The organism is Paenibacillus aceris (assembly GCF_017874035.1).
Lineage (GTDB): Bacteria > Bacillota > Bacilli > Paenibacillales > NBRC-103111 > Paenibacillus_E > Paenibacillus_E aceris.
In genome coordinates, this window is sequence record NZ_JAGGKV010000001.1 from 412,878 (window position 1) to 426,855 (window position 13,978).

At 50.9% G+C, this 13,978-nt stretch carries 13 protein-coding genes; all 13 read right to left on the reverse strand.

All coding sequences use genetic code 11. The features are described 5' to 3' along the window. Positions 1 to 4: 4 nt before the first annotated feature. The 13 genes from rsgA to J2Z65_RS02110 all read right to left on the reverse strand — a co-directional run bounded on the left by rsgA (position 5) and on the right by J2Z65_RS02110 (position 13,958). Complete coding sequence (rsgA, locus tag J2Z65_RS02050) at positions 5 to 934, reverse strand: ribosome small subunit-dependent GTPase A (RefSeq protein WP_167064156.1); 930 nt, start codon at positions 932 to 934, stop codon at positions 5 to 7. Next, a complete protein-coding gene (gene pknB / locus J2Z65_RS02055; protein ID WP_167064153.1) occupies positions 934 to 3,051 on the reverse strand; it encodes a Stk1 family PASTA domain-containing Ser/Thr kinase in 2,118 nt (705 codons plus the stop codon). Before pknB ends, rsgA begins: the two co-directional genes overlap by 1 nt. Further along, a complete protein-coding gene (locus tag J2Z65_RS02060) occupies positions 3,048 to 3,812 on the reverse strand; it encodes a Stp1/IreP family PP2C-type Ser/Thr phosphatase (protein ID WP_167064150.1) in 765 nt (254 codons plus the stop codon). The genes pknB and J2Z65_RS02060 overlap by 4 nt, the downstream gene beginning before the upstream one ends. A gap of 12 nt (positions 3,813 to 3,824) precedes the next feature. Then, the gene (rlmN, locus tag J2Z65_RS02065) at positions 3,825 to 4,895 is read right to left on the reverse strand and encodes a dual-specificity RNA methyltransferase RlmN (RefSeq protein WP_167064147.1); all 1,071 of its coding nucleotides are present in this window, start codon (positions 4,893 to 4,895) and stop codon (positions 3,825 to 3,827) included. A 271-nt stretch (positions 4,896 to 5,166) separates the two neighbouring features. Next, a complete protein-coding gene (gene rsmB / locus J2Z65_RS02070) occupies positions 5,167 to 6,624 on the reverse strand; it encodes a 16S rRNA (cytosine(967)-C(5))-methyltransferase RsmB (RefSeq protein WP_167064144.1) in 1,458 nt (485 codons plus the stop codon). Between the two features lie 36 nt (positions 6,625 to 6,660). Further along, positions 6,661 to 7,617: a methionyl-tRNA formyltransferase gene (gene fmt, locus J2Z65_RS02075; RefSeq protein WP_338111766.1), complete on the reverse strand. Its 957-nt coding sequence runs from the start codon at positions 7,615 to 7,617 to the stop codon at positions 6,661 to 6,663. Further along, positions 7,614 to 8,096, reverse strand: coding sequence for a peptide deformylase (gene def, locus J2Z65_RS02080; protein WP_167064141.1), 483 nt, complete (start codon positions 8,094 to 8,096; stop codon positions 7,614 to 7,616). The genes fmt and def overlap by 4 nt, the downstream gene beginning before the upstream one ends. Positions 8,097 to 8,136: 40 nt before the next feature. Further along, the gene (priA, locus tag J2Z65_RS02085) at positions 8,137 to 10,650 is read right to left on the reverse strand and encodes a primosomal protein N' (protein ID WP_167064138.1); all 2,514 of its coding nucleotides are present in this window, start codon (positions 10,648 to 10,650) and stop codon (positions 8,137 to 8,139) included. Further along, entirely contained in the window at positions 10,650 to 11,870 is a 1,221-nt protein-coding gene (gene coaBC / locus J2Z65_RS02090; RefSeq protein ID WP_167064135.1) for a bifunctional phosphopantothenoylcysteine decarboxylase/phosphopantothenate--cysteine ligase CoaBC, read from the reverse strand. The genes priA and coaBC overlap by 1 nt, the downstream gene beginning before the upstream one ends. A 70-nt stretch (positions 11,871 to 11,940) precedes the next feature. Then, the gene (rpoZ, locus tag J2Z65_RS02095; RefSeq protein ID WP_167064132.1) at positions 11,941 to 12,162 is read right to left on the reverse strand and encodes a DNA-directed RNA polymerase subunit omega; all 222 of its coding nucleotides are present in this window, start codon (positions 12,160 to 12,162) and stop codon (positions 11,941 to 11,943) included. Then, complete coding sequence (gene gmk / locus J2Z65_RS02100) at positions 12,163 to 12,801, reverse strand: guanylate kinase (RefSeq protein ID WP_167064129.1); 639 nt, start codon at positions 12,799 to 12,801, stop codon at positions 12,163 to 12,165. It abuts the gene before it with no gap. Further along, entirely contained in the window at positions 12,791 to 13,051 is a 261-nt protein-coding gene (gene remA / locus J2Z65_RS02105) for an extracellular matrix/biofilm regulator RemA (protein ID WP_009672664.1), read from the reverse strand. The genes gmk and remA overlap by 11 nt, the downstream gene beginning before the upstream one ends. Positions 13,052 to 13,085: 34 nt before the next feature. After that, positions 13,086 to 13,958: a YicC/YloC family endoribonuclease gene (locus J2Z65_RS02110; RefSeq protein ID WP_240159902.1), complete on the reverse strand. Its 873-nt coding sequence runs from the start codon at positions 13,956 to 13,958 to the stop codon at positions 13,086 to 13,088. Positions 13,959 to 13,978 lie beyond the last annotated feature (20 nt).

A 13,978-nucleotide genomic window follows, 5' to 3' on the forward strand; every position in this document is an offset into this window, starting at 1 on the left:
GTTCCTAATACCTCCTCTTCCGATCCTTGATTTCCCCTAAAAATAACAAGTAATGATCATAACGCGAAGTGGCAATCGTTCCTTCGGCTGCCGCATCACGAACCTTACAATCCGGCTCATGAAGATGTAGGCAGCCCCTAAACCGGCAGCCCTCCGCTACCTCCGCGAACTCCTTGAAGCAGCTGCCCAAACTTTCTGCGTCGACTTCCATGAAATCCAACTGACTGAACCCCGGCGTATCAGCGACAAGGCCGCCATTGTTTAATGGAAGCAGCTCAACATGGCGGGTTGTATGCTTCCCTCTGCCCAATCGCTGGGAGATCTCGTTCGTCTCCAGATTACGGCCGCTTATCATTTCATTAAGCAAGGATGACTTGCCGACACCGGATTGACCAGCAAAAACGCTGACCGCGCCTTCCAGATGATGCAGAATCGCTTCCACACCCTCCTTCAGCCTAGAGCTTGTCTTCAGCACGGTATAGCCGATTCCCTCATACAGCTTCGTAATTCGCTCCAGCTCCGAAACCGTCATTTCCTTAGGAGCGGAGGCATCGCCATTCCCTGTCAGTAGATCACTTTTGGTGAAGCAAAGTACAACTTCAATGCCAGTGTGTTCAATATGAACAAGAAATTTATCTAGCAGCTGTAAATTCAGGACAGGCTCTGTGACCGAAAAGACAAGTACGACCACGTTCACATTGGCAATCGGAGGACGGATAAGCTCCGAGGTGCGGGGCAGGATTTCGGTAACGGTCCCTTCCCCATTCTCCGTCTCCTCGAACATTACCCGATCTCCGACGAGAGGAGTTATCTTCCTGTTCTTAAACACACCTCTGCCGCGGCAGGTAATCATATTGGATTCCTGAAGCTCCGCCCCTTCGGGCAGCACATAGTAATAACCGCTCAAAGCTTTAACAATCGTTCCATGCGGCATTAATTTGTGCCTCCAGTAGGCGGCTTAGAGGCTGCGCCGCCTGTTTGGCCTTGCCCGTTGCCATTGCCGCCAACCGGGATAGCCGGCCCGTTGTTTTGCTGTTTGGGCGATGCTCCAGGCGATGCGGAAGGGCTCGGTGTTGCGGTCTTACCGCTCTTTTGATCCAAATAATCTTGATACGTACGCGTTATAGAGTTAACCAAGTTGTCCCCTTCTTTAATCAAGATGACGGCTTTCTTATCCGGAGAAACAATGACTTTTACATCCAAATTTTGCGGCTTCGAAACTTTTTCCGTTTTGTATTCAAAGTTCTCATACTGCGCATCGCTGACGATGATCTTAAACTCGGAATCCGTGCCCTCCGTCGTCGGTTTTACAGGGACACTAACCGTCAATTGACCAGCATCCTCCGGCAATCCGTCACTGATGATCAAAGAAATTTCGGAGCCGACAGAGACATCCGTGTTTTTATCAAACGGGAATTGCTTGACTACCTTCCCTTTGGCCACCTTGTAGCTTTTCTCGCGCGTAATGCCGTTCGCAGGAAGCTTAAGGTTCAGCTTGGTGATTTGCGCCTTCGCTTCAGCCTCCGTCATGCCGACGAGATCCGGCATTTTGAAGGTTTCCTTTGCTTTGCTTACGACGAAGGTAATCGCTGCTTTATCCAGCTCAAATTCCTCCCCGACTAGAGGCGTTTGCTTCAGGATTGTGTCGGGCGGATCATCCGTCGTCGTTTGCGTGAACGTAATCTGATCATCGTTAATCCCGAGCGCTTCCAGCTTCAGCTTGGCGTCTTTGAGCTGCTGGCCGATGTAGCTTTCCATCTTGATTTTGGGCGCGCCTTTGCTGACGTACAGCGTCACCTTCGTACCTACGTTCATTCGCATGCCGCTAGGATTTTGACGGATGACCGTATCCTTAGCCGCTTTGCTTTCCACATCATACTCCACCGTGTAACCCAGTTTGGCTGTGGTCAGTTCTGCTTGCGCCTCAGTCAGCGGCTTATTCACCACGTCCGGAACCTCCACCGTTTCAATGGCGAACATTCCTTTCACATAACCGACCGCGTACCACATAGCGCCAAGAATAATTAACAAAATAACGATCCATACAACCGGCTTAACCCAACCCTTGCTTTTCGCAGGAGAAGGTTCTTCGCGCCAAGCGGGCTTCTCCGGTTCATCGTCGTCGTCATCGAACTTCACAAGTTGATCCGCGCGAATGGCCGGCATAACCAAGGTGCGCTCCTCATCCATTCCATCGGCATCCCAGAAGACCACTTTGGCTTCATTCCGGCGATCCGGGTGCAAGCACGTATCCAGATCCGCCATCATTTGCTTCGCAGACTGGTAGCGTTCTTCGGGCTTTTTGCGCATGGCTTTCAAAATGATGTTTTCCACGCTTTGCGGAATGAGAGGGTTAACTTTGCGAGGATCTTCCACTTCTTCCTGCAAATGCTTCAAAGCCACGGAAATCGGACTTTCTCCAAGGAAAGGAAGCCGAGCCGTCAGCATTTGATACATCACGATACCGAGAGAATACAAATCGGATTTCTCGCCGGTATTCGTACCTTTCGCATGCTCCGGTGAGAAATAATGCACGGAACCGACAACCGCGCCCGTTTGCGTAATCGTGGAGGACGTAGCAGCCCGAGCGATACCGAAATCCGTCACTTTGACGCGGCCGTTTTTTCCGATCAAAATATTGTGCGGCTTAATGTCCCTGTGAATAATTTCGTTATGGTGGGCATGGTCAAGCGCATCTGCTATTTGGCTGGCGTAATGAACAGCGTCTTCCACCTGCAGCGGCGCTCTCTCCTTGATTAAATCATTCAAGGTGGTGCCTTCTATGTATTCCATGACGATGTAATGCACATCTTCTTCTTGTCCCACGTCATAAATACTGACGACATTAGGATGAGAAAGGGAAGCGGCTGCTTGAGCTTCTCTGCGGAAACGACGAATAAACTCTTCGTCATGCACATACTGCTGACGCAGTACTTTTACAGCCACTTTACGATTTAATAAAAGATCATGCCCTTTGTAGACTAAAGCCATCCCGCCTCCGCCAATGCGATCTAAAATTTCATAGCGGCCACCAAGCTTTCTACCGATCAATTCCCATCACCCCTTTTTTCGTCCGAATCTGCATCGTGCGCAAGTAAAACAACCGTTACGTTATCGTCTCCACCTTCATCTAATGCGCTTTGAATTAATTGTTCCGCAGCAGCATCCAACTGCTCCTGCGATTTCACAATTCGTAAGATGTCGCCGGAATCCACTAAACCGCTTAAACCATCGGTGCAGATCAGAATTGTATCTCCCGGACGCCACGAATACTCGTATAAATCCACCTCGACACCCGGTTCAGTACCTAGCGCACGCGTAATCCAATTGCGTCGTGGATGATGATCGGCTTCTTCAACGGTAATCTGACCAGACTTCACAAGCTCATACACCAAAGAATGGTCTTCCGTTAGTTGTGTGATCGACTCACCGGCAATTTTGTAAGCACGGCTGTCGCCGATATGGCCGATAATCAGCAGCTCATGCGAAGCAATCACAGCAACGACAGTAGTCCCCATGCCATGATAATTTTCTTGTCCAGAGGCAAACTCATAAATTTGCTCATTCGCCTTCTCGATCGCTTCCTTCAGCACTTGTTTACAAGCGTCAACGGGCATTCCCCAGTGAATGGATTGCAGTTCATTTCTGATCTTATCAATTGCCATTTGGCTGGCAATATCACCAGCCTGGTGTCCCCCCATACCATCAGCGACAATAGCCAAAGAAAGGCCATTCAGCTCATGCTGTATGGCGGCGCGGTCCTCATTCACTAAACGGACTTTACCAATATCGGTACGGCTTACCATCTTCATCCGGATTTCACCTCATGACTTGCTCTCCATATGCTTCGCGCGCAGTTGTCCGCAGGCAGCAGCGATGTCACTACCTTGTTCACGGCGTATGGTGGCATTAATTTTGGCCTTCTCAAGAATACGTTGGAAGGTGAAAATATCGTCTCTAGGCGTACGTTTGAAATCCCGTTCGGCCACGAAATTCACAGGAATCAGGTTCACGTGGCTAAGCGGCATTTCTTTCAGCACTTGCGCCAGCTCTTCAGCATGTTCCGCCTGGTCATTCACTTCCCCCATGAGGGCATATTCAAATGTGATGCGTCTGCCGGTTTTGGCAATGTAGTACTTGCAAGCTTCAATCAAATCAACGAAAGGAAACCTGCGATTGACCGGCATCAACTTAGAGCGAAGCGTATCATTCGGAGCATGAATGGAAATCGCCAAGTTGACTTGTAAATTCTCATCTGCAAACTTATAAATGTTTGGCACAATTCCGCTGGTCGATACCGTGATATGACGCTGTCCGATGTTCAGACCTTTCGGGTGAATCATAACACGCAGAAAATTCATCGTTGATTCATAGTTCTCAAAAGGCTCGCCAATTCCCATAATTACGATGGAAGAAATGCGCTCCCCGGTTTCGTCCAGCAGCTTCTGTGCTTTAACAACCTGAGCCACAATTTCTCCGGGTCTCAAATCCCGTTTAAGACCACCAAGCGTGGAGGCGCAAAACGTACAACCGACCCGGCAGCCTACCTGCGTAGTAACGCAAATGCTGTTGCCGTAGTTGTGCTTCATGACGACCGTTTCAATCGCATTCTTATCTTCCAGTTCAAATAAGAATTTTACCGTACCATCCTGCGACTGGTACTTCGCGATCTCGGACAGCGTAACAAACTCAAATTGATCCTTTAGTTTGTCACGCAGCGTCTTCGGCAAGTTGGACATTTCATCGAAGCTGAATACACGCTTGATATACAGCCAGTCAAAAATTTGCCCGGCCCGAAACGAGGACTCGCCGTTTTCTTTTACCCAGCTCTGCCACTCATCCCAATTCAAATCATATACAAATGGTTTTTCTTTCAAATACGGTTTATTAGACACTATTATCACAACCTGTTGTTATTTGTTCAGCTCTATTTCATTGCTAATCTTAGCTATTTTATCACAAAGCGGGGACGAACACACATCCCCCTCTTGAAGTTGTCCAGGGAAACGATAAGTTCGTAAATTCCTATTTCCATCCTAAAAAGTAACAAATAACGTCATCTTAGTCGGTTAGACTCGGAAATGAATAGTTACTTCTCCACAGCAAGCAGTGCTGCCAAACTGCAAGCACTTGCTTAGGACTTGCTTAGCACTTGCACAGGACTTGCTAAGCACGCTTGCGCAGCCTCGCAATAAAAAAGCCGTCCGAGTGAAACTGCTGCGGCAGGATTTGCACCATCCCAGAGGCAGCTGCAGCAGGATCAACGCTCGCAAAAGAGTCTGCCGGCAGCGGCTCGAGCTCAAAATCGCCATTCTCCGCGAGGAAACGCTCGACCATGCCGGCGTTCTCCGCGTGCTCAATCGTGCATGTGCTGTAAACCAGCACGCCGCCTGGCCTCAGCAGCTTGTGTACACGGCTTAGAATTACGTACTGCAAGTCGCTTATCGCATCGATCTCAGCTTCCTGCTTCGCCCATTTCAAATCGGGCTTGCGGCGGATAACGCCTAAGCCCGAGCAGGGAGCATCGAGAAGGATGCGGTCAAATGACTCCGCCGCAAAATGCTCGTCCAGCTTCGCAGCATCCATCACGAGCGTCTGTATGGACGACAGCCCCAGACGCTCCGCCTGATCTGCGATCAACTTCTGCTTATGCTCGTGCAGATCACAAGCCCAAATCTTGCCGCTATCATCCATCTTCTCAGCGATGTGAGCGGTCTTGCCGCCAGGGGCGGCGCAGCAGTCCAGCACCGTCATGCCTGGACGCGGCTCCAGAGCTTCTGCGACGAGCATCGAGCTCTCGTCTTGAATCGAGAAGTCCCCCATCAGGAAGCCGGGGGACAAAGCCATGTTCCCGGCCCCCTGCACAAGGATGCCAGCCGGGGCCAGCTTGGACGCTTCCGCGCTGAGGCCGCTGCCCTGGAGCTGCTCCAGCAGCTCCAGACGGCTGCGGTGCCTCGCGTTCGCGCGAATGCTCACGTGCGGCGGCTCATTGTTGGCCGCACAGATCTGTTCCGTCAGCTCTGGGCCCAGCTGGCGAATCCATCTGCGCACGAGCCACTCCGGATGGGAGTGGCCCAGCGCGATGCGCTTCACGTCGCCGAGCGCAGCCGGAAGCTGCAGCTCCGATTTGCTGCGGATGATCGCGCGCAGCACGCCGTTGACCATGCCCGAGATGCCCTGATGGCCTCGGCGCTTCGCGATATTGACCGCTTCGCTCACGACCGCATGGTCGGGAATGCGGTCCAAATAATACAGCTGGTAGAAGCTCAGCCTCAGCAAGCATCTGACCCAAGGCTCCAGCTTTTCGAGCCCTTTGCTGACAAAACGCTCTAAGAAAAAATCAATCGTATTTTTACGTCCAATGGTCCCATACACAAGTTCTGTCGCTAGACCCGCATCAGCCCGTTCAAGCGCGTGCTTCTGCAAAACCTGATTGAGCAGCAGATTGCTGTACGATTGATTCTCTTCAACACGAATCAATACATCCAGCGCCGCATCACGGGCAGAACGCTTAACAGCGCTGCTCTTCGCAGCGCCCCCGGATAGTTTAGATGACGGGGGCTTGACAGCCCCCTGCGATTGGGTATGTCCATGGTGCGGACGGTTTGGTTTTTGCGTTGACAAATCGAATACCTCATTTTTGTTAAGTAATGGCCGGTCTTAGTTCACACTGCCGAGTATCGTACCGGGTGCGATTTGGACGCCTCGAATGAATTCGGACACAGGCATCGCCTTCTTGCCGGCAGGTTGAATATCTGTCAGCCACAGCGTTCCTTCGCCAGTCATCACTTCGATGCCTTGCTCACTGCTGCCAAGAACCTTCCCAGGAACTGGTGTTGTCTCGAAGATACGGCTTTTAGTTCCCTTTGGGTTCGCACTGCCCCAAACCTTCATGACTTCTCCATTCCAAAGCGTGTAGGCGCCAGGGAAAGGATTCAAACCGCGCACTTGATTCCAAATATCCACCGCCGAACGAGACCAGTCGATCAGCTCGTCCTCTCTGCGGATATTCGGGGAATAGATCGCATCAGCCTCATTTTGCGGGACAGCCTGAATACGTCCTGCCAGTAAATCCGGCAAGGTGCGTTTCAACAGCTCGCTACCGGCAATGCTTAGCTTTTCAAACAAACTCCCCGTCGTGTCTGTATCCTCAATTGGAAGTTCTACACGGGAAATCATATCGCCCGTATCCAGCCCAACGGCCATATACATGATGGTGACGCCTGTCGTTGCTTCGCCGCGCAGCACAGCATGATGAATCGGTGCTCCGCCGCGATACTTAGGCAGCAATGACGCATGAATGTTAATGCATCCGTGCTTCGGCAGATCCAGAACCGCCTTGGGCAGTATTTGACCGTATGCGGCTGTCACAATCAGATCAGGCTTCAATTGGCGCAGAAGCTCCACCGAATCCGCTTGACGCAGCTTCTCGGGCTGCAGCACGGGAATGCCGTGCTTCTCTGCTTCTACCTTTACCGGCGGCGGCGTCAGGACGCGTTTGCGTCCTTTTGGCCGATCCGGTTGCGTGACCACCGTCGTCACGTTATAGCCTTCCTCCAGGAGAGCCTGTAAAGAAGGTACTGCAAAATCCGGTGTCCCCATAAAAATGATGTTCACTCAGAATCTTCCTCTTCATCGCTAGTGTATGTTTTGGTTGCCAGATCCGTAAACAGAATCCCGTTCAAGTGATCAATTTCATGGAAAATGCAGCGAGCGAGCAGCTCTGTGCCATTGACTTCAATTGGATTTCCATTGCGGTCTTGGCCTTTGGCTGTTACATTCATTGCACGCGTAACATCGCCGCGAAGCCCAGGAATACTTAAGCAGCCTTCCGGCCCGATTTGTTCGCCGCTGGAAGAAACGATTTCCGGATTGACCATTTCGATCAAACCGCCGTGCTCTTCTCCGCAATCCATGACAATCACGCGTTTAAGAATGCCGATTTGCGGAGCAGCAAGGCCTACGCCTTCCGCCTCATACATCGTGTCTGCCATATCGTCGAGCAATTTATGCAGATTGGAATTAAATTTGGTAACTGTGATCGCCTTTTCCCGCAGCACAGGATCTGGATCTTTGACAATAATACGAATAGCCATAACGTGCACCTACCTTTGAGTCTTCTCTATTTGGGATTTCTTACATCAAATATTGCGGGTCAACATCTACACTGATCAGCAGCTTTTCCTTCGATGAGCGCTCTTCAAACCAGGCCACCGTCCGGCCAACAATCTCTGCCGCCTGATCTTCCCCACGATATTTTACCACGCATTGGAATCGATATCTATCTTTGATTCGGGAAATAGGCGATGCAACTGGGCCCAGCACGTCCATTTGGAATGAGTTGTCATGGGAAACCGCGTCTGAAAACAGGTCCATTTGTTTCGCCTGATACTCACGCGCGATCTCTTTAAGCCTCGTCACAAAAGCTTCCGCGAAGCGCACCAAGAGCGGCACCTGTTCATGTGAAAAAGTGACCAAAATCAATCGTTGGTAAGGCGGATAGCCTAAATTAGCACGAACATCCAGCTCATGGTTTGCAAATGCAATGAAGTCATGCTGACTAGCATATTGCACACTGTAGTGCTCAGGCGTGTAGGTCTGAACGAACACTTCCCCTTGCTTCTCATGACGGCCTGCCCGACCGGCCACTTGCGTTAAAAGCTGAAAAGTCCGCTCCGCCGAACGAAAATCCGGTATATTCAGCACGGTATCCGCTGCGATTACCCCAACAAGGGTCACATCGGGAAAATCAAGCCCCTTGGCAACCATCTGTGTTCCTAACAGCACATCGGCCTGCTTCTCCCGAAACATCGTCAGCCACTTTTCATGTGAACCCTTCTCTGTCGTCGTATCCACATCCATCCGGATGACGCGAATGCCAGGGAAGATTTTGCCAAGCTCCTCTTCCACGCGCTGAGTTCCCGTGCCGAAATGGCGAATATGCTTAGACTGACAGCTGGGGCACTCCGTAACCTCGCGTTCCGCATAGCCGCAGTAATGGCAGCGCAGCATGCGTGAACTCTGATGATACGTAAGGGAAATATCGCAATGCGGACATGTCGAAACGTATCCGCAGGTACGGCACATGACGAAAGTCGCATATCCTCGCCGGTTCAGCAGTAAAACAATCTGTTCCTTCTTGTGTAACCGATCTTCAATCGCTTTATACAGCGCCGTGCTGAACATCGAACGATTTCCGCTTTTCAGTTCCTCCCGCATATCGATAATCGCCACAGGCGGCATCGGCCTGCTGGCCACCCGTTCTTTCATCGTGAGCAGTCTGTAAGGAGGCTTGTCCCGATCCCGTCGCCGCCTCGTCTTCTCCAAACTCTCGAGCGAAGGTGTTGCTGAACCGAGTACAACGGCTGCTCCTTGCATGCTTGCACGCTTAACCGCCACATCCCGGGTATGATATTTGGGGCTCTCCTCCTGTTTGTAGGAAGATTCGTGCTCCTCATCAATAATAATAAGTCCAATTTTCGTAAAAGGAGCAAAAATCGCGGAACGGGCGCCTATGACGACTTTCACTTGCTTGCGAGTTATTTTACGCCATTCGTCATACCTTTCCCCATTCGATAACCGGCTGTGCATGACAGCAACCAGATCGCCGAATCGCCCTTTAAACCGTTCAACCATTTGCGGCGTCAGCGAAATTTCGGGAACGAGCACAATCGCTTCTTTCCCCATATCCAAGCATTGCTGGATGGATTGCAAATAAACTTCGGTTTTCCCGCTTCCCGTAACGCCATGCAGAAGAAAGACCTCATGGCGCTCCTCAGCAACAGCATCCCGAATTTCCACGAAAACACGGCTTTGCTCCTCCGTTAACGGAAGTGGCTTCGTCCTCACAAAAGAACGACCCGCATAGGGGTCGCGCATCACTTCGACTTCGCGCAGCTCGATCCATCCGCGATCGGCCAAGCTTTTGACCGTAGAAGCTCCCACCTCCACCGTTTCCATCAACTCGGTTAGCCGAATGGCATGGGGATGTTCCATCAAATAGCGCAGCACTTCCTGCTGCTTGTTCGCTCTCGCCGGAAGCTCGGATAAAGCCATCTCTAACCCGCTGCCGCCGGCCGGGGGAAAGACCGTGAGCGCCTTCTTGGTGCTCATGCGGTCTTTAACCACCTGTACTTCCGTCAAAATGCCTGCGCCAAGCAATTGCTTGATGAGGGCACCGTCCTCAGCGAAGCGTTCCATCAACGCGTCCATCGGAACGGACCCTTTGGATCTCACAAAGGCGACGATCGCTTGCAAATCCGGCATGTCCAGCAGCGACTGCTCTGCGGACTCATCTCCAACCTCAATCGCCCGCTCATACTTCGCTTTGAGGGCAGCGGGCAGCATGGCTTGAAGCGCTGTGACTTCATGACATAAATACATGTGGCTAATCCACCTGCCAAGCATAACAAGCTCGTCGGTCAAAGGGGGCACCAGATCCAAGACGTTCTGTATAGGCTTAATCCGCTTCACATCGAGCTTCGTTTCCTCATGTAATTCAACGACAAAGCCCTGAAGCACTCGAGGCCCGAAAGGTACGCCAACGCGACTTCCTACTTCAACCCACTTCCGTAAAGCTGAAGGGACTTCATAGTCGAAAGCCCGGTTTGTTTGCTTCGCAGGGACATCGACAATGACCTTGGCATACATCAGGATTCCCTCGCTTTAGCCGGCAGACGATCGGCAGCCAGCTCTAGCAGTCTGCGCGCCACAGCCTTCTTACTCTGAATAGGCAGAGCCTCTACGAGTCCGTTTCGATCAAAAATCCGCACCACGTTCGTATCACCGCTAAAGCCTGCACCTTCTTGAGACACATCGTTCCCGACGATGAGATCGCAATTTTTGCGGCTAAGTTTGTCCATCGCATGCTCATCCAAACGCTCCGTTTCCGCTGCAAAGCCGATGACGAATTGATGCTTTTTCAGCGTGCCCAGCTCCTGCAAAATATCCGGATTCTTAACCATTTCCAGCGTGAGGGAATCGGACTTTTTCTTGATCTTTTGATCAGCGATAACAGCAGAACGATAATCTGCAACAGCAGCCGCTTTGATCACCAAATGACTTTCCTCAAAACGGACCAAAACCGCCTCACGCATATCTAACGCGGATTGGATAGGAACAAGCTCTACGCCGGCAGGCACAGGCAATGCGCTTGGTCCTGAAACCAAGGTCACCTTAGCTCCCATGCGCACAGCTTCTTCTGCGATAGCGTAGCCCATTTTGCCCGAAGAATCGTTCGTAATATAACGGACAGGGTCAATGCGCTCTACGGTGCCTCCGGCAGTCACGAGCACCCTCCGTCCTTCAAGACGGCGATCTTCTCCCTTAAAATGCCGCTCAACCGCAGCAAAAATCTCCTCCGGCTCCGCCAACCGGCCTTTTCCGACATATCCGCACGCAAGCTGCCCCTCGCCCGGTTCAATGAACCGCACGCCACGACTTAACAATGTCTGCATGTTCATCTGCACGGCCGGATTTGCGTACATATGTACGTTCATGGCAGGCGCAACCCAGATCGGTGCGGTTGTTGCCAGCAGCGTGGTGCTTAGCATATCATCGCCAAGTCCTAGCGCCAATTTGCCGATCGTATTGGCCGTTGCCGGTGCAATCAGCACGAGATCTGCGCTATCCGCTAAGTTGATATGGGAAACAACGGAAGGATCTTTCTCATCAAAGGTATCCACAAATACATGATGACGAGACAGTGTTTGAAACGTTAGCGGCGCCACGAACTGAACAGCGGATGCTGTCATGATGACACGCACCAATGCTCCCGCCTGAGTCAGCTTGCTCGTGAGCGCAGCAGCTTTATAAGCAGCAATACCCCCGCATACGCCAAGTACAATCGTTTTACCCTGTAAAGCACTCATGGGTATCCCCCTTTCTATCTGCTATGCTGAGAAAAAAATAACAACCACGAAGGGTTGTTGGGTAAGCGATTTATTTCTCTTTCTCATTCTCTGTCGGCTCGATTTTCTCATAGCCAATGTAATGGCCGTAAAGCTCTTCAAGCGCCAGACCAACATGCTTATGGGCTTTGTGGCCTTTCAAGTCCGATTTTGCACCGTCACGCAGGGATCTTGCTCTTTTGGAAGCAGCAACAACCAGCGAATACTTGCTGTCGACGATATCAAGCAGTTTATCAATTGAAGGATATAACATTTAATTCACCTCATCTATCCATTGTACGATTTTGGGATACATGCGCTCTTTTTTGCAATGTTCAGCAGTAAGAATCGCTTGTATTTTGGAGCAAGCTGTTTCCACGTGATCATTTACAATAGCATAGTCGTAGTGTTCCATCAAGCGGATTTCGTCAACGGCCACTGACATGCGGCTGCGGATTACCTCATCCGTTTCCGTACCACGCGTTACGATGCGATTCTCAAGCTCATCAAGCGAAGGCGGCAGCAAGAAAATAAACACACCTTCGGAAAACTTTTGTTTCACTTGCAAAGCACCCTGCACTTCAATCTCCAAGATAACATCTTGGCCGGAGCGCAGCGTTTCTTCCACAAAACGTCTAGGCGTACCGTAGAAATTACCTACATATTCCGCCCATTCCAACACTTCATCCGCATCAATCATCTGTTGAAATTGCTCACGCGTTTTGAAGAAATAGTTGACACCGTCGACTTCCCCTTGTCTTGGAGAACGGGTTGTAGCGGATACAGAATACACGATATCCGGCGAGCACTTGCGCAGCGCGGCGCACACGGTTCCTTTCCCGACACCGGAAGGGCCGGATAAAACAATCAGAATACCTCTTTCACGCTCAAGAGTGTTCGTATTACTCGTCATGATCATCGTCCTTGTTGGAAAGTCTATGTGCTACCGTCTCTGGTTGTACTGCCGATAAAATCACATGATCGCTGTCCGTGATAATAACGGCACGGGTTCTTCTACCATATGTAGCGTCAATCAGCATGTGACGATCACGCGCCTCTTGAATGATCCTCTTGATTGGAGCCGATTCAGGACTCACAATCGAGATAATACGGTTCGCCGATACGATGTTGCCGAACCCGATATTGATTAATTTGATAGCCATTTAGGGCTTCCTCCTCGCGAAGCTCCATGCCGCTTCACTCGATATTCTGTATTTGTTCGCGCATCTTTTCAAGCTCTGCTTTCATCGCAATGACTCTAGCCGTAGGCTCCGAGTGATTGGATTTGGATCCGATCGTGTTCACTTCCCGATTCATTTCTTGAATCAGAAAGTCAAGCTTTCGTCCAACAGGCTCTTTCTCTGTAAGCAATTGATCACATTGCCCAAAATGACTCTTCAGACGAGTCAATTCCTCATCCACATTTGAACGATCTGCGAAAATCGCAATTTCTGTCGCCAGCCGCTGTTCATCCACAGGAGACTGATCCTGCAGAAGTGACTGAATTCTGCTCGTGAGCTTAGCCGCATAATCATGTACGACCCCAGGCGCTAAAGCTTCCAGCTCCATATGGATTCGTTTCAACTCAGCCAGGCGCTCACGAATATCCTGCTCCAGAAAAGCTCCTTCCCGCATCCGCATATCGGATAGTTTAGCAACGGCCTCCTGCAAGCAGGCGCACAGTTCCTGTTCGATCTCTTCGTCAGGCACCTTACGCAGCTCTTTCATCTGAACGAGATCAGGAAGTCTTAATAAATCTTTGAGCCCGACCTGCTCGGCGTACCCGTAGCGTCCCTTCAACTGCTCAGCAGCCTGCAAGTAAGCATCTGCCAGAGCAAAGTCAACGGTCACACTCTTGGTGGAAGCCGCTTCACGTTCCGCTGTGATGAAGACGTCGACGCGCCCTCTCCTCACAGCTTGCAGCACCGTTTTCTTCAAAGCGTCTTCAAAGACTGCCCATTCCTTAGGCATTCGAATCGACACTTCACTATACCTATGATTGACCGATTTCACATCGATAAACACGTTGTATCCCGCAAAAGAACGATTCGCTTGTCCGAATCCGGTCATACTGCAAATCATCCTCATCA